20 protein-coding genes and 1 tRNA gene are annotated in these 22,339 nt (G+C 59.2%); 19 read left to right on the top strand and 2 right to left on the bottom strand.

What is annotated here, in order from left to right:
• The 13 genes from AC1DNK_RS29460 to rpoC form a co-directional block, all read left to right on the top strand.
• A partial coding sequence (locus AC1DNK_RS29460; protein ID WP_477942867.1) for an EF-Tu C-terminal domain-related protein occupies positions 1–248 on the top strand: 248 nt, incomplete at its 5' end.
• 156 nt (positions 249–404) lie between these two features.
• On the top strand, positions 405–1,298 hold the full coding sequence (locus AC1DNK_RS29455) for an NAD-dependent epimerase/dehydratase family protein (protein ID WP_477944750.1): 894 nt from the start codon (positions 405–407) through the stop codon (positions 1,296–1,298).
• A gap of 141 nt (positions 1,299–1,439) precedes the next feature.
• Positions 1,440–1,515 (top strand) — tRNA-Trp (locus AC1DNK_RS29450).
• A gap of 94 nt (positions 1,516–1,609) precedes the next feature.
• Positions 1,610–1,906 carry a hypothetical protein gene (locus AC1DNK_RS29445; RefSeq protein ID WP_477944748.1) on the top strand — a complete coding sequence of 99 codons (297 nt, stop codon included), beginning with the start codon at positions 1,610–1,612 and terminating at the stop codon, positions 1,904–1,906.
• A complete protein-coding gene (locus tag AC1DNK_RS29440; RefSeq protein WP_477944746.1) occupies positions 1,903–3,498 on the top strand; it encodes a glycosyltransferase family 39 protein in 1,596 nt (531 codons plus the stop codon). Before AC1DNK_RS29445 ends, AC1DNK_RS29440 begins: the two co-directional genes overlap by 4 nt.
• A gap of 267 nt (positions 3,499–3,765) precedes the next feature.
• Positions 3,766–3,966, top strand: a complete 201-nt coding sequence (gene secE, locus AC1DNK_RS29435) for a preprotein translocase subunit SecE (RefSeq protein WP_112390814.1) — start codon at positions 3,766–3,768, stop codon at positions 3,964–3,966.
• Between the two features lie 17 nt (positions 3,967–3,983).
• Positions 3,984–4,514 (top strand): transcription termination/antitermination protein NusG, encoded by a 531-nt coding sequence (gene nusG, locus AC1DNK_RS29430; protein ID WP_112390813.1) that lies wholly within the window; start codon positions 3,984–3,986, stop codon positions 4,512–4,514.
• Between the two features lie 169 nt (positions 4,515–4,683).
• Positions 4,684–5,115: a 50S ribosomal protein L11 gene (gene rplK, locus AC1DNK_RS29425; protein WP_112390812.1), complete on the top strand. Its 432-nt coding sequence runs from the start codon at positions 4,684–4,686 to the stop codon at positions 5,113–5,115.
• Between the two features lie 4 nt (positions 5,116–5,119).
• Entirely contained in the window at positions 5,120–5,818 is a 699-nt protein-coding gene (gene rplA / locus AC1DNK_RS29420; protein WP_112518757.1) for a 50S ribosomal protein L1, read from the top strand.
• A 330-nt stretch (positions 5,819–6,148) separates the two neighbouring features.
• Entirely contained in the window at positions 6,149–6,667 is a 519-nt protein-coding gene (gene rplJ / locus AC1DNK_RS29415) for a 50S ribosomal protein L10 (protein ID WP_016553543.1), read from the top strand.
• A gap of 58 nt (positions 6,668–6,725) precedes the next feature.
• Positions 6,726–7,103 (top strand): 50S ribosomal protein L7/L12, encoded by a 378-nt coding sequence (gene rplL, locus AC1DNK_RS29410; RefSeq protein WP_112390810.1) that lies wholly within the window; start codon positions 6,726–6,728, stop codon positions 7,101–7,103.
• 260 nt (positions 7,104–7,363) lie between these two features.
• Positions 7,364–11,503 carry a DNA-directed RNA polymerase subunit beta gene (gene rpoB / locus AC1DNK_RS29405; RefSeq protein WP_112390809.1) on the top strand — a complete coding sequence of 1,380 codons (4,140 nt, stop codon included), beginning with the start codon at positions 7,364–7,366 and terminating at the stop codon, positions 11,501–11,503.
• A 188-nt stretch (positions 11,504–11,691) separates the two neighbouring features.
• Positions 11,692–15,903, top strand: a complete 4,212-nt coding sequence (rpoC, locus tag AC1DNK_RS29400) for a DNA-directed RNA polymerase subunit beta' (RefSeq protein WP_112390808.1) — start codon at positions 11,692–11,694, stop codon at positions 15,901–15,903.
• A 132-nt stretch (positions 15,904–16,035) separates the two neighbouring features.
• Here rpoC and AC1DNK_RS29395 read toward each other — a convergent pair whose 3' ends face one another.
• Positions 16,036–16,746, bottom strand: coding sequence for an acid phosphatase (locus AC1DNK_RS29395; protein ID WP_477944744.1), 711 nt, complete (start codon positions 16,744–16,746; stop codon positions 16,036–16,038).
• A 166-nt stretch (positions 16,747–16,912) separates the two neighbouring features.
• On the opposite strand from AC1DNK_RS29395, the gene AC1DNK_RS29390 reads away from it, so the two are divergent.
• The gene (locus AC1DNK_RS29390; RefSeq protein ID WP_477944742.1) at positions 16,913–17,167 is read left to right on the top strand and encodes a type II toxin-antitoxin system ParD family antitoxin; all 255 of its coding nucleotides are present in this window, start codon (positions 16,913–16,915) and stop codon (positions 17,165–17,167) included.
• Entirely contained in the window at positions 17,164–17,469 is a 306-nt protein-coding gene (locus tag AC1DNK_RS29385; RefSeq protein WP_477944740.1) for a type II toxin-antitoxin system RelE/ParE family toxin, read from the top strand. Before AC1DNK_RS29390 ends, AC1DNK_RS29385 begins: the two co-directional genes overlap by 4 nt.
• Before the next feature lie 3 nt (positions 17,470–17,472).
• On the opposite strand, the gene AC1DNK_RS29380 is transcribed toward AC1DNK_RS29385, so the two are convergent.
• Positions 17,473–17,766, bottom strand: a complete 294-nt coding sequence (locus AC1DNK_RS29380) for a transcriptional regulator (RefSeq protein ID WP_112390806.1) — start codon at positions 17,764–17,766, stop codon at positions 17,473–17,475.
• Between the two features lie 496 nt (positions 17,767–18,262).
• Between AC1DNK_RS29380 and rpsL the strand changes: the two genes are divergently transcribed.
• The 4 genes from rpsL to tuf form a co-directional block, all read left to right on the top strand.
• The gene (rpsL, locus tag AC1DNK_RS29375; protein WP_018902683.1) at positions 18,263–18,634 is read left to right on the top strand and encodes a 30S ribosomal protein S12; all 372 of its coding nucleotides are present in this window, start codon (positions 18,263–18,265) and stop codon (positions 18,632–18,634) included.
• Positions 18,635–18,711: 77 nt separating this feature from the next.
• Positions 18,712–19,182 carry a 30S ribosomal protein S7 gene (gene rpsG / locus AC1DNK_RS29370; RefSeq protein ID WP_112390805.1) on the top strand — a complete coding sequence of 157 codons (471 nt, stop codon included), beginning with the start codon at positions 18,712–18,714 and terminating at the stop codon, positions 19,180–19,182.
• 29 nt (positions 19,183–19,211) lie between these two features.
• Complete coding sequence (fusA, locus tag AC1DNK_RS29365) at positions 19,212–21,302, top strand: elongation factor G (RefSeq protein ID WP_477944739.1); 2,091 nt, start codon at positions 19,212–19,214, stop codon at positions 21,300–21,302.
• A partial coding sequence (gene tuf / locus AC1DNK_RS29360; RefSeq protein WP_477944738.1) for an elongation factor Tu occupies positions 21,263–22,339 on the top strand: 1,077 nt, incomplete at its 3' end. The genes fusA and tuf, both read left to right, overlap by 40 nt.

The raw sequence follows: 22,339 nt of genomic DNA, 5'->3' as shown, positions 1-22,339 counted from the left end.
CGAAGGAAGAAGGCGGCCGTCATACGCCGTTCTTCACCAACTACCGCCCGCAGTTCTACTTCCGTACGACTGACGTGACCGGTATCGTTTCGCTTCCGGAAGGCACGGAAATGGTTATGCCTGGCGACAACGTCACCGTTGTTGTCGAGCTGATCGTTCCGATCGCGATGGAAGAAAAGCTGCGCTTCGCAATCCGCGAAGGCGGCCGTACCGTCGGCGCCGGCATCGTCGCCTCGATCATCGAGTAATCCCAGGATTACCGAAAGTCTGGAAAGGCCCCGCTGGCGACAGCGGGGCCTTTTTCATTGTCACGCGATGGTGACGCCGGCCTTTCAGGCGGCTCTTGCGCTTGGCTGCAAAGCCTTTATCTATCCCTCCGATTTTCATCACGCGGAGGATATTTCATGAAGAAGCGCATTCTTTTCACCGGCGGTTCGGGCAAGGCAGGGCGGCATACGGTGCCGTGGCTGGTTGCCAAGGGTTACGAGGTCCACAATATCGATCTGGTGCCGCTCGACAGTCCCGGTGTCACCAATCTGATCGCCGACATCACTGATAGCGGCCAGGTCTTCAACGCGCTGTCGATGCACCGCGATTTTCCCGATCTGGAAGCAGGGAAGGGCGTTCAGCCTTTCGATGCTGTCATCCATTTCGCCGCCGTCCCGCGCATCCTGATCAAGCCCGACAACGAGACCTTCCGCATCAATACGATGGGCACCTACAATGTCATCGAGGCGGCGGTGAAGCTCGGCATCCGCAAGATCATCGTCGCCTCCAGCGAGACGACCTACGGCGTCTGTTTCGCCGAGGGGCATCGCGATTTCCACCAGTTCCCGCTGGACGAAGACTACGACGTCAATCCGATGGATTCCTACGGCCTCTCCAAAGTGATCAACGAGAAGACGGCGCGCGCCTTTGCCGAGCGCTCCGGCGCCGATATTTATGCGCTGCGCATCGGTAATGTCATCGAGCCGCACGAATACCAGAAGTTCCCGGAATTCTTCGCCAATCCGGAAATACGCAAGCGCATCGCCTGGAGCTATATCGATGCCCGCGACCTCGGGCAGATCTGCCATCTCTGCATCGAGAAGGACGGGCTGGGCTATCAGGTGTTCAACGCCGCCAACGATACGGTGTCCGCCAACACGCCGTCGCGGGAACTGGCGCAACGCTTTTTCCCCAATGTTCCGTTCACCCGCGAGATCGGCGAATACGAGGGCCTGCTTTCCAACCGCAAGATCCGGGAAGTGCTCGGCTTCAGGGAAGAGCACGACTGGCGGAAATACGTGAGGGCGTAAGGCCGAAGCGGAACGGCGGCGCGGTGTTGGAAAAAATGGAAAAACGCACTTGCCAATCCCGCGCAGCCGTCTTAAAGGGTGCGCCATGCTTTAAACGGTGCTTCGAGGCCTTGAGGTCAACAAGCTGAATGCAAAGCGTAAAGGGGTATAGCTCAGTTGGTAGAGCGGCGGTCTCCAAAACCGCAGGCCGTGGGTTCGAGCCCCTCTGCCCCTGCCATTTTCAGACTTCCTTATAGTTTATTTGAATATTCTCGGCTGGATGTTTTCCGGCCGTTTGCTTGGCGAATCCCCTGCAAGCACCGGCGATCGGAATGGCGCCGGAGATGGACGTGAATCCAGAAAAGACAAAAACGCGATCGCCGAAGGCTGGCAGGGCGTCACGATCGGTATTGGTCGATGCACTGAAACCGGTCGGCGTCACCGATCCTATTGCAGGCAAGGACCAGCCCTTGCCATTGCTGTCGCTGGTCGTTCCCTGCTTCCACGAGCAAGAGGTTTTGCCGCGGTTCTTCGCACGTGTGATCGACGAGCTTGTCGGCCACATTTATTTCGAGGTGAAGCAGCGGCCCATTTACATCGTGAGGGGCCGCTACGGGAGCAGGGCATGAGCGCTCCTGCTGGTAGATCACGCAACGAAGTCTCGCTGCTGCCTGGCGTCAGCTCCGACGTGCCCCGCACGACGCTCAATGCGACGCTGTTTTGGGCCAGCGCGTTCGCTATCCTGTTGATTGCCGTCAGTTTGAGGATCCCCTCATTGGCGACCCGTTCCCTCTGGTTGGACGAGGCCTACAGTGCCTGGTTCTCGGCCCGTCCGCTCCAGGAGCTCTGGACAAAGGTGCCGCAATACGAAACGCACCCGCCTCTCTACTATACGCTCTTGAAAGGCTGGCGCGGTATGTTTGGCGCCAGTGAGGATGCGCTCCGCAGCCTCTCGGTCCTTGTAAGCGTGTTGACCGTTCTCCTGCTCTCCATTTCCGGCCGGCTGTTGCGGGTTGGACGAGATGGCGAGGTGGTGTCGCTGCTTGCTGGTCTTTTCCTTGCAGCCAACGCAGGAAGTATAAAATATGCCCAGGAGGCCCGACCCTATGCGCTTGAAACGCTTGCGGTCACGGCGACTTTGCTTGCTGCGGCCAGCATTCTAACGGCGGTCCGCAGCCAAGACGTCTTCCGCAAAACGCCAACGACAGCTCTTGCGGTTACACTTTCGTTGTCGGGTGGCTTGGTGCTGTGGTGCCACAACACCGCTGTCTTTGTTGTGTTCGGCGTATGGTGCGCTTTATTTGTATCGATCTTACTGCTGGAACCGGCGTTGCGGCTGCGGGCGCTGGCTGTCGCTATTGTTGCCGGCATTGGCGCCCTTGCAGTCTGGGCACCATTCCTGCCCTGGTTTATTCATCAGAGCCAAAGCTTCAGTGCAATGCAGTTCTGGATAAGCTCATCACCGCATGATTTGGTCACTGCCTGGATATTGGCCGGTGGCGGCCTTCCGCCCGCGTTTATCGTATGTCCCTTGGCAATCGGCGGCGCATGGGCTTTATGGCGTCGTGACCGGCCGCTAACAGCGTTGCTCTCGATCACGTTGCTGCTGCCGCTCTGCCTCGTTCTGGCCGTCAGTTTCACCGTGAAGGCAATCTACATTGACCGGTTGTTCAGCTGGATGGCGCCGCCATTGATGGTGTTCGTCGCATGCTGTGTTGTCGCCGTCACGACGAGCGTTCCGGTGCGGGCCGTGATTTGCGCTATTCTGCTCGCATCGAGCCTCCAGGTGGTGATCGCAGGATATGCGGAGGAGCCGATGGACAACTTTCGCGCATTGAGCCAGGAGATCATGGCGCAGGCGAAACCTGGCGATGCCGTTATCGTGGTTCCGAACGAGCTCAGTGTCGGTTTTGACTACTATGCCGGAGTGCCGGATTTTCCGCCTGTCACCTACGTTCCCGGACCGTTTCCGTATCTTTCCCCGGCCGGCGGGCGCCGATATGTTGCAAACCTCGGGGCGCCGGCGATCGAGCTTGCGGATATCGATGGTCTTGAGCGCAGGCTCGGCAATCCGAGCCGGATCTGGCTCGTGACCCGAGGTATCGGTATCTACGATCCCGATGGCTCCGTCCGCCGCGCGGTCGCATCGAGAGGAACACTCGTTGCGGAATTTCACTTTGGTATCATTGAAGCGTCTTTGTACGAGAGCCGAACTCGCTAGGCTTTGCTGCTGTCCACAAAAGATGCCGGTTGCGCATTGCAATGCACGGATGGCTTATGGTAACAGGGCGGCCAGATGCGGGATTTCCGCGCTTGGCGAACACCCGGCGCAGCCTTTGAGGCTGAAACGCCGTGCATCCGCTAATTTCGTTAAACTTCGGTTCCCCTCTTGTGCAATCGGGAATCGGTGTTTATGTAGGGTTCAACAGACACGCGGTGCGTGGGGCTGATAGTTTCAGCTTTACGCGCCGTAATTGCGTGGGCAGTGATGGCATCCAAATCCAATCCATTTACGTTTCTTCAGCAGGTGCGGTCGGAAACGGCCAAGGTCACCTGGCCGTCGCGCCGCGAGACGATGATCTCGACGATCATGGTTCTCGTAATGGTGGTTTTCGCCGCGCTGTTTTTCTTTGCTGCCGACCAGCTCATCAGCTGGCTCCTGAGCTTCGTGCTCAACATCAGCAACTGATCGGGTGGAGATAGAAGATGGCGGCACGTTGGTACATCGTCCACGCGTATTCGAATTTTGAAAAGAAGGTCGCTGAGGACATCGAGAACAAGGCTCGCCAGAAGGGGCTTGAGCACCTGTTCGAGAAAATTCTCGTGCCGACCGAAAAGGTGGTTGAGGTGCGCCGCGGCCGCAAGGTCGACAGCGAGCGCAAGTTCTTCCCGGGCTACGTCATGGTTCGTGCGAACCTGACGGATGAAGCCTACCACCTGATCAAGAACACGCCGAAGGTCACGGGCTTCCTGGGCTCCGACAACAAGCCCGTTCCGATCCCGGATTCCGAAGCCGACCGTATCCTCGGTCAGGTGCAGGAAGGTGTGGAGCGTCCGAAGGCTTCGGTCAGCTTCGAGATCGGCGAGCAGGTTCGCGTTTCCGATGGTCCGTTCGCGTCGTTCAACGGCACGGTTCAGGATGTCGATGAAGAGCGTTCGCGCCTGAAGGTGGAAGTTTCGATTTTCGGCCGCGCTACGCCGGTCGAGCTGGAATACGCTCAGGTCGAGAAGGTCTGAGTTGCGGGTGAGCCGCCAAGGCTCGCTCGTGTGCGGTGGAAACCGCAAATCGCGTGGAAGGTGAGGGGCCTTAGCCGGACCTCGATATTCCGCACCACGCAACCGCAGCCGCCGGAGCGATCCGGCATCAAGGGCCGGGCAACCGGCTATCAATGAAAGGCAGAGAGTTATGGCTAAGAAAGTTGCAGGCCAGCTCAAGCTTCAGGTCAAGGCAGGATCGGCTAACCCGTCCCCGCCAATCGGCCCGGCGCTTGGTCAGCGTGGCATTAACATCATGGAATTCTGCAAGTCGTTCAATGCGGCTACGCAGGAAATGGAAAAGGGTATGCCGATCCCGGTCGTCATCACCTATTACCAGGACAAGTCCTTTACCTTCGTCATGAAGCAGCCGCCGGTCAGCTACTTCCTGAAGAAGGAAGCGAAGATCACGTCCGGTTCGAAGACGCCTGGCAAGGGCGCCAACGCCGGCAAGCTCACCAAGGCTCAGATCAAGTCGATCGCTGAAGCCAAGATGAAGGATCTCAACGCAGCAGATATCGAAGGTGCAATGGCGATGATTGAGGGCTCTGCCCGCGCCATGGGCCTGGAAGTGGTAGGTTAAGACCATGTCAGGCAAGCGCACCAAGAAGATCAACGAAGGTGTTGATCCCACGAAGCTCTACGCACTCGGCCTCGCCATCGGCATGGTCAAGGAGCGTGCTGTCGCCAAGTTCGACGAGACCATCGAAATCTCGATGAACCTCGGCGTTGACCCTCGCCACGCCGACCAGATGGTCCGCGGCGTCGTCAACCTGCCGAACGGCACCGGCCGCGACGTTCGCGTTGCTGTTTTCGCCCGCGGCGCCAAGGCTGATGAAGCCAAGGCTGCAGGCGCAGACATCGTCGGCGCCGAAGATCTGGTCGATATCGTCCAGGGCGGCAAGATCGACTTCGACCGCGTTATCGCGACCCCCGACATGATGCCGCTCGTCGGCCGTCTCGGTAAGGTTCTCGGCCCGCGCGGCATGATGCCGAACCCGAAGGTCGGAACGGTTACGATGGACGTCACGGGTGCCGTTAAGGCTTCCAAGGGTGGCGCTGTCGAGTTCCGCGTTGAAAAGGCTGGTATCGTCCACGCCGGCATCGGCAAGGCCTCGTTCGAAGCCAAGGCTCTGGAAGAAAACATCCGCGCCTTCGCTGACGCCGTCATCAAGGCAAAGCCGGCTGGCGCCAAGGGCAACTACGTCAAGCGCGTTGCGATCTCTTCGACCATGGGTCCGGGCGTCAAGATCGAGCTCGGCTCGGTCACGGCGCCGGCCGCCTAACGAATTTGCCGGGCTTCGGCCCGGCAGCATGCATTCCGGCCTCGCAAGGGGCCGGGATATTCCGGAGAAATCCGGAATCCTGTCCGAGATTGCAGGTGGTTATCCCTTAATCACTTAAGCCTGCATGAGACGGGTAAGACCCGAATTGCATGAAGCTTAGCTTCGATCGATTTGGTTCGAGCCTTGGATGCCTTGTCCTCCTAGCCTTGAGTGGCGCGGAGCGCGAGGGGACAGGATCCTCAAGCGTCGCTTGGGATCGCTTCTGATCCCAGGAGGCAAAAGGCAACCCGGCAGGCCCCGTCAAACGGACCTGTCAACTGGAGATAGGCAGTGGAAAGAGCGGAAAAACGCGAATTCGTCACGGAACTGAACGAAGTCTTCAAGGCTTCGGGCTCGGTTGTCGTGGCCCACTATGCTGGTGCTACAGTCGCGCAGATGAACGACTTCCGTTCCAAGATGCGCGCAGCTGGCGGTACCGTCAAAGTCGCGAAGAACCGCCTGGCCAAGATCGCCCTTCAGGGTACGGAAGCAGAAGGGATCTCTGGTCTCTTCACAGGTCAGACGCTCATTGCATACAGCAATGACCCGATCACTGCTCCGAAAGTCGTCGTGGATTTCGCCAAGACCAACGATAAGATCGTTGTTTTGGGCGGCGCCATGGGAACAACCACGCTCAACGCCGATGCAGTCAAGTCGCTTGCGACCCTGCCGTCGTTGGACGAACTGCGTGCAAAGCTGCTGGGCATGATCCAGACACCGGCTACCCGCATCGCAGGCGTTGTTGCAGCACCGGCAAGCCAGCTTGCTCGCGTGTTCTCGGCTTACGCCAAGAAGGACGAAGCCGCATAAGGCGGTTTTTTGCTGTTTATAAAACACCGGTTCGAACCGAACAAAAGGAACTGATAACATGGCTGATCTCGTAAAGATCGTTGAAGACCTCTCTGCACTGACCGTCCTGGAAGCTGCAGAACTGTCCAAGCTTCTCGAAGAAAAGTGGGGCGTTTCCGCTGCTGCTCCGGTAGCTGTTGCTGCTGCTGCTGGCGGTGGCGCTGCTGCTGTCGTTGAAGAAGAAAAGACCGAGTTCGACGTCATCCTCACGGATGCCGGCGCGAACAAGATCAACGTCATCAAGGAAGTCCGCGCTATCACCGGCCTCGGCCTCAAGGAAGCCAAGGACCTCGTCGAAGGCGCTCCGAAGGCTGTCAAGGAAGCCGTTTCCAAGGCTGAAGCAGCTGACATCAAGAAGAAGCTTGAAGACGCTGGCGCAAAGGCCGACGTCAAGTAATCTTGAACTGCATCTGGGAGGCGGCGTTTGCCGTCTCCCATTTGCCGTTTTCTGGAACGAATTACCCAAAAGCCGCGTGAAAACGGCTTTTGGGTAATGGGTTCTTCAAGAGGATGGTCTCGAACCGGGACACGCAGGCAATCCGGCCTGGTGGTTTCGGGAAGTGAGACGAGTTTGAACCAACCCATTGCTTGACGGGGTCGACTGGCCATCGGTTCCCGTCCGTTGCAGGCCCGGATGCAATTTTTGAAGGAGCGACGATGGCTCAGACCCTTTCGTTCAATGGTCGTAGGCGCGTACGCAAGTTTTTTGGTAAAATCCCCGAAGTCGCAGAGATGCCGAACCTCATCGAGGTTCAGAAGGCGTCCTACGACCAGTTCCTGATGGTCGAAGAACCGAAGGGCGGCCGCCCTGACGAAGGCCTCCAGGCCGTCTTCAAGTCCGTCTTCCCGATCACCGATTTCTCCGGCGCCTCGATGCTGGAATTCGTGTCCTATGAATTCGAACCGCCGAAGTTCGACGTCGACGAGTGCCGCCAGCGCGACCTGACCTACGCTGCGCCGCTGAAGGTTACTCTCCGTCTCATCGTGTTCGATATCGATGAGGATACGGGCGCCAAGTCGATCAAGGACATCAAGGAACAGTCCGTCTACATGGGCGACATGCCGCTCATGACCAACAACGGCACGTTCATCGTGAACGGCACCGAGCGCGTTATCGTGTCTCAGATGCACCGTTCGCCGGGCGTCTTCTTCGACCACGACAAGGGCAAGAGCCATTCTTCCGGCAAGCTGCTCTTCGCTGCCCGCGTCATCCCGTATCGTGGTTCTTGGCTCGACATCGAATTCGACGCCAAGGACATCGTCTATGCCCGTATCGACCGCCGCCGCAAGATTCCGGTGTCGTCGCTGCTGATGGCCCTCGGCATGGACGGTGAGGAAATCCTCGATACCTTCTACACCAAGTCGCTCTACAAGCGTGCCGGCGATGGCTGGCGCATTCCTTACCAGCCGGAAACCCTCAAGGGTGCCAAGGCGATCACCGAAATGGTTGACGCCGACACCGGCGAAGTCGTTGTCGAAGCCGGCAAGAAGCTGACCCCGCGTCTGCTCCGTCAGCTGTCCGACAAGGGCCTGAAGGCGCTGAAGGCGACCGACGAAGACCTGTACGGCAACTACCTTGCCGAAGACATCGTCAACTATTCGACGGGCGAGATCTATCTCGAAGCCGGCGACGAAATCGACGAGAAGACCCTCAAGGTCATCCTCGACCACGGTTTCGAGGAAATCCCGGTTCTCGGCATCGACCACATCAATGTCGGCGCCTACATCCGCAACACGCTGTCGGCAGACAAGAACGAGAACCGTCAGGACGCTCTGTTCGATATCTACCGCGTGATGCGTCCGGGTGAACCGCCGACCATGGATTCGGCCGAAGCCATGTTCAACTCGCTGTTCTTCGATGCGGAGCGTTACGATCTCTCCGCCGTTGGCCGCGTGAAGATGAACATGCGTCTCGACCTCTCGGTCGAAGACACCGTCCGCATCCTGCGCAAGGACGACATCCTGGCCGTGGTCAAGATGCTGGTCGAACTGCGCGACGGTAAGGGCGAAATCGACGACATCGACAACCTCGGCAACCGTCGCGTTCGCTCCGTCGGCGAATTGATGGAAAACCAGTACCGTCTCGGCCTGCTCCGCATGGAGCGCGCGATCAAGGAACGTATGTCCTCAATCGAAATCGACACGGTCATGCCGCAGGACCTGATCAACGCCAAGCCGGCAGCTGCTGCCGTCCGCGAATTCTTCGGCTCCTCGCAGCTGTCGCAGTTCATGGACCAGGTGAACCCGCTTTCGGAAATCACCCACAAGCGCCGTCTCTCGGCTCTTGGTCCGGGTGGTCTGACCCGCGAGCGCGCAGGCTTCGAAGTCCGCGACGTTCACCCGACGCACTACGGCCGTATTTGCCCGATCGAAACGCCTGAAGGCCCGAACATCGGTCTGATCAACTCGCTGGCAACCTTCGCACGCGTCAACAAGTACGGCTTCATCGAAAGCCCGTACCGCAAGATCGTCGATGGCAAGGTAACGAACGACGTTCTCTACCTCTCCGCCATGGAAGAAGCGAAGTACTACGTTGCGCAGGCGAACGCCGAACTCGACAAGGATGGTTCTTTCGTCGACGAATTCGTCGTCTGCCGCCATGCCAACGAAGTTATGCTCGCGCCCCGCGACAGCATGAACCTGATGGACGTCTCGCCGAAGCAGGTTGTTTCGGTTGCTGCCGCTCTCATCCCGTTCCTGGAAAACGACGACGCCAACCGCGCTCTCATGGGCTCGAACATGCAGCGTCAGGCCGTTCCGCTGCTGCGTGCTGAAGCTCCGTTCGTCGGCACCGGCATGGAGCCGGTCGTTGCCCGCGACTCCGGCGCTGCTATCGGCGCCCGCCGCGGCGGCGTGGTCGACCAGGTCGACGCGACGCGTATCGTTATCCGTGCAACGGAAGACCTCGAAGCTGGCAAGTCCGGCGTCGATATCTACCGCCTGCAGAAGTTCCAGCGTTCGAACCAGAACACCTGCGTCAACCAGCGCCCGCTGGTCACCGTCGGTGACGAGGTCAACCGCGGCGACATCCTCGCTGACGGTCCGTCCACGGATCTGGGCGATCTCGCTCTCGGCCGCAACGCGCTCGTCGCGTTCATGCCGTGGAACGGTTACAACTACGAAGACTCGATCCTGCTCTCCGAGCGTATCGTTGCTGACGACGTGTTCACCTCCATCCACATCGAAGAATTCGAAGTGATGGCCCGTGACACCAAGCTTGGTCCGGAAGAAATCACGCGCGACATTCCGAACGTTTCGGAAGAAGCGCTGAAGAACCTCGACGAAGCCGGTATCGTCTACATCGGCGCCGAAGTTCAGCCGGGCGATATCCTCGTCGGCAAGATCACGCCGAAGGGCGAAAGCCCGATGACGCCGGAAGAAAAGCTTCTGCGCGCCATCTTCGGTGAAAAGGCGTCCGACGTGCGCGACACGTCCATGCGCATGCCGCCCGGCACCTACGGCACGATCGTCGAAGTGCGCGTCTTCAACCGCCACGGCGTTGAAAAGGACGAGCGCGCGATGGCAATCGAGCGCGAAGAGATCGAGCGTCTTGCAAAGGACCGCGACGACGAACAGGCGATCCTCGACCGTAACGTCTACGGCCGTCTGATCGAGATGCTTCGCGGCCAGATGTCCATCGCGGGCCCGAAGGGCTTCAAGAAGGGCACCGAGCTTTCGAACTCCGTCGTTTCCGAATATCCGCGCTCGCAGTGGTGGATGTTCGCGGTCGAAGACGAGAAGGTCCAGAGCGAACTCGAAGCCCTGCGTGGCCAGTACGACGAATCCAAGTCGCGCCTTGAACAGCGCTTCATGGACAAGGTCGAGAAGGTCCAGCGCGGCGACGAAATGCCTCCGGGCGTCATGAAGATGGTCAAGGTCTTCGTTGCTGTGAAGCGCAAGATCCAGCCAGGCGACAAGATGGCCGGCCGTCACGGCAACAAGGGTGTCGTATCGCGTATCGTGCCTGTCGAAGATATGCCGTTCCTCGAAGACGGTACGCATGTCGACGTCGTTCTGAACCCGCTCGGCGTGCCTTCGCGCATGAATGTCGGTCAGATTCTCGAAACGCATCTCGGCTGGGCTTGCGCCGGCATGGGCCGCCAGATCGGCGACATGCTGGAAGCCTACAAGGCGAGCGGCAACATCGCTCCGCTGCGCAAGACGATCGGCGACGTTGTCGGCGACGGTCCGAAGGCCGAACAGGTCAAGGACTTCGATGATGACTCGGTCCTGCGTCTTGCCGACCAGTGGAAGCGCGGCGTTTCGATCGCAACGCCGGTGTTCGACGGTGCGCACGAAGGTGACGTCAACGAGATGCTGGCTCTGGCCGGCCTGAAGGAAAGCGGTCAGTCGACCCTTTACGACGGTCGTACGGGCGAGCAGTTCGACCGCCAGGTCACGGTAGGCTACATCTACATGCTGAAGCTGAACCACTTGGTCGACGACAAGATCCACGCCCGTTCGATCGGTCCTTACTCGCTCGTTACCCAGCAGCCGCTGGGCGGCAAGGCGCAGTTCGGCGGTCAGCGCTTCGGCGAAATGGAAGTCTGGGCACTGGAAGCATATGGTGCGGCTTACACGCTGCAGGAAATGCTCACGGTCAAGTCGGACGACGTCGCCGGCCGTACCAAGGTCTACGAAGCCATCGTCCGTGGCGACGATACGTTTGAAGCGGGTATCCCCGAAAGCTTCAACGTTCTCGTCAAGGAAATGCGCTCGCTCGGTCTGTCGGTCGAATTGGAGAACTCCAAGCTCGACGAACAGCAGGCGAACCAGCTGCCTGATGCTGCTGAGTAACCATCTGATAGGGTGTGCGCTGTAATCAGCGCACACCGTTCCCGCTCTGGCCCCGTAACGTGTTGGCCGGGCAGGGACGATTTCGCCGCATTTCGCGGTTATTGTCGTTTTGAGCGTTGGCGCGGCTCCCGGGATTTGCCGCCAGCCATAGCAAGATAAGGGCGCATCCGCCCATGAAGGAGACAGGCATGAACCAAGAGGTCATGAATCTTTTCAATCCGCAGGTGCCTGCGCAGAATTTCGATAGCATTCGAATTTCTATCGCATCTCCGGAGAAGATCCTCTCCTGGTCCTACGGTGAGATCAAGAAGCCGGAAACCATCAACTACCGTACGTTCAAGCCGGAACGTGACGGTCTCTTCTGCGCGCGCATTTTCGGGCCGATCAAGGACTACGAATGCCTGTGCGGCAAGTACAAGCGCATGAAGTACAAGGGCATCATCTGCGAAAAGTGCGGCGTGGAAGTGACGCTGTCGCGCGTTCGCCGTGAGCGCATGGGCCATATCGAGCTCGCCGCTCCCGTTGCCCATATCTGGTTCCTCAAGTCGCTTCCGTCGCGCATCTCGACGCTGCTCGACATGACGCTGAAGGATGTAGAGCGCGTTCTCTACTTCGAAAACTACATCGTCACCGAGCCGGGCCTGACTGCTCTGAAGGAGCACCAGCTGCTCTCTGAAGAAGAGTATATGCTGGCCGTCGACGAATACGGCGAAGACCAGTTCACCGCGATGATCGGCGCTGAAGCCATCTTCGAAATGCTGGCTTCCATGAACCTTGAGAAGATTGCGGGCGACCTGCGCTCGGATCTCGCCGACACCACGTCGGATCTCAAGCAGAAGAAGCTGATGAAGCGCCTGAAGATCGTCGAGAACTTCATGGAATCGGGCAACCGTCCGGAATGGATGATCATGAAGGTCGTTCCGGTCATCCCGCCGGATCTGCGTCCGCTGGTTCCGCTGGATGGCGGCCGTTTCGCGACGTCTGACCTGAACGATCTCTATCGCCGCGTCATCAACCGTAACAACCGTCTAAAGCGCCTGATCGAACTGCGCGCTCCGGGCATCATCATCCGCAACGAAAAGCGCATGCTGCAGGAATCTGTAGACGCGCTGTTCGATAACGGCCGCCGTGGCCGCGTCATCACCGGCGCCAACAAGCGTCCGCTGAAGTCGCTGTCCGACATGCTCAAGGGCAAGCAGGGCCGCTTCCGCCAGAACCTGCTCGGCAAGCGCGTCGACTATTCCGGCCGTTCGGTCATCGTGACGGGTCCGGAACTGAAGCTGCACCAGTGCGGCCTTCCGAAGAAGATGGCGCTCGAGCTCTTCAAGCCATTCATCTACGCCCGCCTCGACGCCAAGGGTTACTCCTCGACCGTCAAGCAGGCCAAGAAGCTGGTCGAAAAGGAAAAGCCTGAAGTCTGGGATATCCTCGACGAGGTCATTCGCGAGCATCCGGTTCTCCTGAACCGCGCACCGACGCTGCACCGCCTGGGTATCCAGGCCTTCGAACCTACCCTGGTCGAAGGCAAGGCCATCCAGCTGCACCCGCTCGTCTGCACGGCCTTCAACGCCGACTTCGACGGTGACCAGATGGCCGTTCACGTGCCGCTGTCGCTCGAAGCCCAGCTCGAAGCCCGCGTTCTGATGATGTCGACGAACAACATCCTGCACCCTGCAAACGGTGCACCGATCATCGTTCCGTCGCAGGACATGGTTCTCGGCCTGTACTACCTCTCGATCCTGAACCAGAACGAGCCGGGCGAAGGCATGGCCTTCTCCGATCTCGGCGAGCTGCATCACGCGCTCGAAACCAAGGTCGTGACGCTGCACACCAAGATCCGCGGCCGCTTCAAGTCGATCGGCGAGGACGGCAAGCCGTACTCGAAGATCTATGAAACGACGCCTGGCCGTCTGCTCATCGGCGAACTCCTGCCGAAGAACGGCAAGGTAACCTTCGACATCTGCAACCAGGAAATGACCAAGAAGAACATCTCCAAGATGATCGACGCGGTCTACCGTCACTGCGGTCAGAAGGACACGGTCATTTTCTGCGACCGCATCATGCAGCTCGGCTTCAGCCATGCTTGCCGCGCCGGCATCTCGTTCGGCAAGGACGACATGGTCATTCCGGAAACCAAGGCCAAGATCGTCGGTGACACCGAAAACCTGGTCAAGGAATACGAGCAGCAGTACAATGACGGCCTGATCACTCAGGGCGAAAAGTACAACAAGGTCGTCGACGCCTGGGGCAAGGCAACCGAAAAGGTCGCCGAAGACATGATGGCCCGCATTAAGGCCGTCGAATTCGATCCGAACACCGGCCGTCAGAAGCCGATGAACGCCATCTACATGATGTCGCACTCCGGCGCCCGCGGTTCTCCGAACCAGATGCGTCAGCTGGGCGGCATGCGTGGCCTCATGGCCAAGCCGTCGGGCGAAATCATCGAAACGCCGATCACGTCGAACTTCAAGGAAGGTCTGACCGTCAACGAGTACTTCAACTCGACCCACGGTGCCCGTAAGGGTCTCGCAGACACGGCCCTGAAGACTGCTAACTCCGGTTACCTGACCCGCCGTCTCGTCGACGTCGCGCAGGATTGCATCGTCAACCTCGTGGATTGCGGCACCGACAAGGGCCTCACCATGACGGCGATCGTCGATGCCGGTCAGGTCGTTGCTTCCATCGGCGTTCGCGTCCTTGGCCGTACGGCGCTTGACGATATCGATCATCCGGTGACCGGCGATCGCATCGTCGATGCCGGCAAGATGATCCTCGAGCCCGATGTCATCGAGATCGAAAAGGCTGGTATTCAGTCGATCCGCATCCGCTCGGCACTGACCTGCGAAGTTCAGACCGGCGTTTGCTCGATCTGCTACGGCCGAGACCTGGCACGCGGTACGCCTGTCAACATGGGCGAAGCGGTCGGCGTTATCGCTGCACAGTCGATCGGCGAGCCGGGTACCCAGCTCACCATGCGTACGTTCCACCTTGGTGGCACGGCAACCGTGGTCGACCAGTCGTTCCTGGAAGCATCGTACGAAGGTACGGTTCAGATGAAGAACCGCAACATGCTGCGCAACTCGGACGGCGTTCTCGTCGCCATGGGCCGCAACATGGCGGTTCAGATCCTGGACGAACGCGGTGTCGAGCGCTCCTCGCAGCGCGTCGCCTACGGTTCGAAGATCCATGTCGATGATGGTGACAAGGTCAAGCGCGGTCAGCGTCTGGCAGAGTGGGACCCATACACCCGTCCGATGATGACGGAAGTGGCCGGTACCGTTCAGTTCGAAGACCTCGTCGATGGTATCTCCGTTCTCGAAGCGACCGACGAATCCACGGGTATCACCAAGCGTCAGGTTATCGACTGGCGCTCGACTCCCCGCGGTTCGGATCTGAAGCCGGCCATCGTCATCAAGGACGCCAGCGGCAACGTCATGAAGCTGTCGCGTGGTGGTGACGCCCGCTTCCTGCTCTCGGTTGACGCGATCCTGTCGGTCGAGCCGGGTACGAAGGTTTCGCAGGGCGACGTGCTTGCACGTTCGCCGCTCGAAAGCGCCAAGACCAAGGATATCACCGGCGGTCTGCCGCGTGTTGCCGAACTGTTCGAAGCCCGCCGTCCGAAGGACCACGCCATCATCGCTGAGATCGATGGTACGATCCGCCTCGGCCGCGACTACAAGAACAAGCGCCGCGTCATCATCGAGCCGGCGGAAGACGGTGTCGAGCCTGTCGAATACCTGATCCCGAAGGGCAAGCCCTTCCACCTTCAGGAAGGCGACTATATCGAAAAGGGTGACTACATCCTCGACGGTAACCCGGCTCCGCACGACATCCTGGCGATCAAGGGCGTCGAAGCACTCGCTTCGTACCTGGTCAACGAAATCCAGGAAGTCTACCGCTTGCAGGGCGTTGTCATCAACGACAAGCACATCGAAGTGATTGTCCGTCAGATGCTGCAGAAGGTGGAAATCACCGATGCAGGCGACTCGACCTATATCGTCGGTGACAACATCGACCGTATCGAGCTCGAGGACGTCAATGACGGCCTGATCGAACAGGGCAAGAAGCCTGCCTACGGTGACCCGGTTCTTCTCGGTATCACCAAGGCATCGCTGCAGACCCCGTCCTTCATCTCCGCCGCGTCCTTCCAGGAAACGACGAAGGTGCTCACGGAAGCTGCGATCGCCGGTAAGACCGACGGTCTCCAGGGCCTCAAGGAAAATGTCATCGTCGGCCGCCTTATCCCGGCCGGTACCGGTGGCACCATGACCCAGATCCGCCGTATCGCCACGTCGCGCGACGAGCTGATCCTCGAAGAGCGCCGCAAGGGCACGGGTGCAGACTCGGCAACGCCGATGCTGCAGGACATGGCAAACGAAAGCGCGCCTGCCGCCGAATAACGGCAGGTTCGATTGCAGAAATCAAAAACCGCCCGGAGCGATCCGGGCGGTTTTTTGTTGACCGCTTGAGACGGCGGGCATGCCGAAAGGGCCGACGTCGAACCACGGCCCTTTCGGCAGGCGTTCGCGATGTCAGAGGCCGAGGACGGTCCGCAGCTCGGTGCGGGCCGCTTCGTATTCGGCCTTGTAGTCGTCATGCTGCATGATCGTCTGTGCGGTGGCGATACCGGCGATACGGCCGGCCTCGATATCCGTCGGGTAGTGGATGCCGCCAATGACGCGGTTCCAGCCATAGGCCCAGGCGCGGCCCATGATGGCATCCTTCTTTTCGGGAACCATGTTCGACAGGACGACGCCCATCAGCGTGCCGAGCGTCGTGTGGCCAGACGGGTAGGAGCCGGACTTCGAGAGCGGCACGACTGGCTTGACGAGCTCGGGATAGAGCAGGTGAGGGCGCGGGCGCTTCCAGACGTCCTTCGCCGGGTCGACGACGGCGGCTTCGGTCTCGACGATGCGGTCGAAGAAGGCCGAAAACTTCGGCAGGTTTTCCTTGGTGAATTTCGGATTGTCGATGACGTCGCTGAAACGCCAGACATTCTCCTCGGCATCGGCAACGGCCCGAGCTTCCATCTCCGGGGTGCGGGTGACCTGGATGGAGAGAAGCTCGCCGATCTCGGCCTTGGTCTTGGCGGAATCATTGGCAGGCGGCGGCGGAAGCAGGTTCAGAAGGTTGACTTCGGTATTGTCGGTAAAGGGCTTTGCCTTGTCTTCGGCAAAAGCCGGCGCAGCAAATGCAACGGCAGTGGCAAGGCCGAGAGCCAGGAATTTCGAGACAGTACGCATTTGGGGGACTCCGTTTGGGGCAATGAAATGCACCTCGCGGGTAACCGAGGATTGTTTGGCGAAGATGACAGAACGGTGTCAGAGCCTGCGGCATAATCGCCGCGCGGCCACAAGCGAGACTTGCCAAACCAGCGGTGCGTACCAATAATAGTTATCGGAGGCACCCATGGCTCAAAGCGTCGAACTTGGAAATCTGGAAGCGGTTGTTCAGAAGCTCGTCGAGAGCGGCCGCTACAACTCGAAGAGCGAAGTGCTCCGCGAGGGCGTTCGTCTGGTCGAGGAGCGGGAGAAGCAGCTTGCGCTGATGGACGCGGCGCTCGCCCGGGGCAGGGCGGATGTCGACGCCGGTCACGTCCATGCGGCTGACGATGTCTTCGCTGAGCTCAAGGAGCGTTATGGCCGCATGGCGGACGGCAAATGAAGCTGGTCATCGCGGCAGAAGCCCGCCGCGATCTCTTCTCGATTGGCGATTATATTGCGAGGGATAATCCGCGCCGCGCGCTTTCCTTCGTCGAAGAGCTGGAGAGGCATTGCCTGATGATCATCGATCGTCCGCTTGCCTATCCGCTGGTGCCCCGTCACGAGGAGAGCGGGATCAGAAGGGCCGTGCACGGCCGCTACAATATCTTCTACACGTGCACCGCCGACGCCGTGCAGATTTTGCATATACTCAACGGCGCCATGAACTATGAGGCAGCTCTGTTTGGCGCCGCCGATAGCTGACGGTCAGTTGAACCGGATGATCGAAACCTCGCCGTCCAGCGCGCCCTGATAGGCAGACGCGTGCGGCTCTTCTTCAGGCACTTCGGTCAGCATGCCGATCTGGTCGAGATCGGCCTCGATGAAGCCTTCCTCGGACAGCGCGTTGAGCGCCTCGCGCACGGCGGTGTCGTCATCGGCGGCTCTCAGCATGATATGCAGGTCGACACCTTCGCTGCCGTCCGACTCATAACCCTTGCCGATAATGATGAAGACCATCGGGCCTTCGGAGTTGTTGTCGTTGTCGGGGCTGGTGATCATCGGGCGGTCCTTTGAATATGTAACGATTCGTAAACTCGAATCCGCTTGCTGCGGATTTCGTCTGCAATCGCCGATTCCTTAACCGCTTTTCCGGCAAGCCCCAAGTTGAACTTTAAGGGCCGCCGCAAAAACGTCCGGAACCCTTGCAAAGAGGGCGTAAGCCCGGCATTTCAAGGCATTCGCGGCAAGATTATTTCTTAACCGGCCTTGACGTAGGTGAGGGAAACCAGTAGTACCCGCGCCATCGGAACCCATGTGAGGCATGGCTTTCTGGGGCGCCTTGCCCTGGAGTTCACCTCAAACAAGGTTCGAAACGCACGTTGAAGATATGATGCCCGCACGCATGACGCATGTCTTTTGCGTCCTCTGCCCTCTGTGGTCCATCCGCGAAAGCGGATCGGGCCACGTTTTGCGCATTGAGACAAGCGTGTGATCTTGCCGGAGACGGCGTGATTTTACGCCCGAAAGGGTACAGTTAAACGTAAGGGATGGTTGAATGCCTACCGTAAACCAGCTGATCCGCAAGCCGCGCCAGCCGAACGTAAAGCGTAACAAGGTTCCTGCTCTGCAGGAAAACCCGCAGAAGCGTGGTGTTTGCACCCGCGTCTACACGACGACCCCGAAGAAGCCGAACTCGGCTCTGCGTAAGGTTGCCAAGATCCGCCTGACCAATGGCTTCGAAGTCATCGGCTACATTCCTGGCGAAGGTCACAACCTGCAGGAACACTCTGTCGTCATGATCCGTGGCGGCCGCGTCAAGGACTTGCCGGGCGTTCGTTACCACATCATCCGCGGCGTTCTCGATACCCAGGGTGTCAAGAACCGCAAGCAGCGCCGTTCCAAGTACGGTGCAAAGCGTCCGAAGTAATTCGGGTTTTGGTTTTCCGGCGCTGCGCGAGGTTCTCCGCGTGGTAGAGCGCCTTAACAGTTAAGAGACGAGAAGTTATGTCCAGACGTCACAGAGCAGAAAAGCGCGAGATCAACCCGGACCCGAAGTTCGGCGATTTGGTCGTCACGAAGTTCATGAATGCCATCATGCTCGATGGTAAGAAGTCCGTTGCTGAAAGCATCGTTTACGGCGCATTTGACTCCGTACAGGGCAAGTCCAAGCAGGAGCCGCTGGTTGTTTTCCACGCCGCCCTCGACAACATTGCCCCGCACGTCGAAGTCCGTTCGCGCCGCGTCGGTGGTGCGACCTATCAGGTTCCGGTTGATGTCCGCCCTGAGCGCCGCCAGGCCCTTGCTATCCGCTGGCTGATTACCGCTGCGCGCAAGCGCAACGAAACGACCATGGTCGACCGTCTGTCGGGCGAGCTTCTCGATGCATCCAACAACCGTGGTTCCGCGGTCAAGAAGCGCGAAGACACGCACAAGATGGCTGACGCCAACCGTGCGTTCTCGCATTATCGCTGGTAATCCCGAACGGTATCGAAAGGCAGTCCACTATGGCTCGCGAATATAAAATCGAAGACTACCGTAATTTCGGTATCATGGCGCACATCGACGCCGGCAAGACGACGACGACCGAGCGTATCCTTTACTACACCGGCAAGTCGCACAAGATCGGCGAAGTGCACGACGGCGCAGCCACGATGGACTGGATGGAGCAGGAGCAGGAGCGTGGCATCACGATCACCTCTGCTGCGACCACGACCTTCTGGAAGGGCCGTGACGGCAAGATGCGCCGCTTCAACATCATCGACACTCCCGGCCACGTCGACTTCACGATCGAAGTCGAACGTTCGCTGCGCGTGCTCGACGGTGCGGTCGCTCTTCTCGATGCCAACGCAGGCGTAGAGCCGCAGACGGAAACCGTCTGGCGTCAGGCTGAGAAGTACAACGTTCCGCGCATGATCTTCTGCAACAAGATGGACAAGACCGGTGCGGACTTCTACCGCTCGGTCGAGATGATCAAGACCCGCCTCGGCGCAACGGCTGTTGTCATGCAGCTGCCGATCGGTGCAGAGTCCGAATTCAAGGGCGTTGTCGATCTGATCGAGATGAACGCACTCATCTGGCGCGACGAATCGCTCGGCGCACAGTGGGACGTCGTCGAAATCCCTGAAGACCTGAAGGCCAAGGCTGAAGAATATCGCGAAAAGCTGATCGAGACCGTTGTCGAGATCGACGAAGAAGCGATGGAAGCCTACCTGAACGGCGACATGCCCGACAACGACAAGATCCGCGCCCTGGTTCGCCGCGGCACGATCGACGTCAAGTTCCATCCGATGTTCTGCGGCACCGCATTCAAGAACAAGGGCGTTCAGCCGCTGCTCGACGCTGTTGTCGATTATCTGCCGTCGCCGATGGACATTCCTGCCATCAAGGGCATCGACTTCAAGACGGAAGCCGATATCGAGCGTCACGCTGACGACTCCGAGCCGCTTTCCATGCTTGCGTTCAAGATCATGAACGACCCCTTCGTCGGTTCGCTCACCTTCGCTCGCATCTACTCCGGCAAGCTCGAAAAGGGCGCGTCGGTCATGAACACGGTCAAGGACAAGCGCGAGCGCGTCGGCCGCATGCTGCAGATGCACTCGAACTCCCGTGAAGACATCGAAGAAGCCTTTGCAGGCGACATCGTTGCTCTCGCCGGCCTCAAGGAAACCACCACTGGCGATACGCTCTGCGATCCGCTGAAGCCGGTTATCCTCGAGCGCATGGAATTCCCCGAGCCGGTCATCCAGATCGCGATCGAGCCGAAGACCAAGGGCGACCAGGAAAAGATGGGCCTCGCGCTCAACCGCCTGGCTGCTGAAGATCCGTCCTTCCGCGTCAAGACCGACCAGGAATCCGGCCAGACGATCATCGCCGGCATGGGTGAACTTCACCTCGACATTCTGGTCGATCGCATGCGTCGTGAATTCRAGGTCGAAGCAACTGTCGGTGCGCCGCAGGTTGCCTACCGCGAAACCATCACGAAGAAGCACGAAGAAGACTACACGCACAAGAAGCAGTCCGGTGGTACCGGTCAGTTCGCGCGCGTCAAGATCGTCTTCGAACCGAACGAAGAAGGCGACGACTTCAAGTTCGAATCCAAGATCGTCGGCGGTGCTGTTCCGAAGGAATACATCCCGGGCGTTCAGAAGGGTATCGAAAGCGTTCTGTCGTCTGGCCCGCTGGCTGGCTTCCCGATGCTCGGCGTCAAGGCGACGCTCATCGACGGTGCCTTCCACGACGTCGACTCGTCGGTCCTGGCGTTCGAAATCGCTTCCCGCGCCTGCTTCCGTGAAGCAGCCAAGAAGGCCGGCGCTCAGCTCCTCGAGCCGATGATGAAGGTCGAAGTTGTAACGCCTGAGGACTACGTCGGTGACGTTATCGGCGACCTCAACTCCCGCCGTGGTCAGATCCAGGGTCAGGAGCAGCGCGGCATCGCGATCGTCATCGCGGCAAACGTTCCGCTGGCGAATATGTTCAAGTACGTCGACAACCTGCGCTCCATGTCGCAGGGCCGTGCTCAGTACACGATGACCTTCGATCACTACGCGCCGGTCAAATGGCAAAGAGTAAGTTTGAGCGCAACAAGCCGCACGTAAACATCGGCACGATCGGCCACGTTGACCACGGCAAGACGTCTCTGACGGCAGCGATCACGAAGTATTTCGGCGAGTTCAAGGCGTATGACCAGATCGACGCTGCTCCGGAAGAAAAGGCACGCGGCATCACCATTTCGACGGCACACGTCGAATATGAAACGCCGAACCGCCACTATGCGCACGTCGACTGCCCCGGCCACGCCGACTACGTCAAGAACATGATCACCGGTGCCGCACAGATGGACGGCGCGATCCTGGTTTGCTCGGCAGCTGACGGCCCGATGCCGCAGACCCGCGAGCACATCCTGCTCGCCCGCCAGGTTGGCGTTCCGGCTATCGTCGTGTTCCTCAACAAGGTTGACCAGGTTGACGACGCCGAGCTTCTCGAACTCGTCGAGCTCGAAGTTCGCGAACTTCTGTCGTCCTACGACTTCCCGGGCGACGACATTCCGGTTGTCAAGGGTTCGGCTCTGGCCGCTCTCGAAGACTCTGACAAGAAGATCGGCGAAGACGCGATCCGCGAGCTGATGGCTCAGGTCGACGCCTACATCCCGACGCCTGAGCGTCCGATCAACCTGCCGTTCCTGATGCCGATCGAAGACGTGTTCTCGATCTCTGGCCGTGGTACGGTTGTGACCGGCCGCGTCGAGCGTGGTATCGTCAAGGTTGGCGAAGAAGTCGAAATCGTCGGCATCCGCGCCACCTCGAAGACGACGGTTACCGGCGTTGAAATGTTCCGCAAGCTGCTCGATCAGGGCCAGGCCGGCGACAACATCGGCGCTCTCGTTCGCGGTGTTAACCGTGACGGCGTCGAGCGTGGTCAGATCCTGTGCAAGCCGGGTTCTGTGAAGCCGCACAAGAAGTTCAATGCCGAAGCCTACATCCTGACGAAGGAAGAAGGCGGCCGTCATACGCCGTTCTTCACCAACTACCGCCCGCAGTTCTACTTCCGTACGACTGACGTGACCGGTATCGTTTCGCTTCCGGAAGGCACGGAAATGGTTATGCCTGGCGACAACGTCACCGTTGTTGTCGAG

This window comes from Rhizobium sp. 01N424 (genome assembly GCF_056399485.1).
This window is presented reverse-complemented; position numbering and strand designations above follow the sequence as displayed.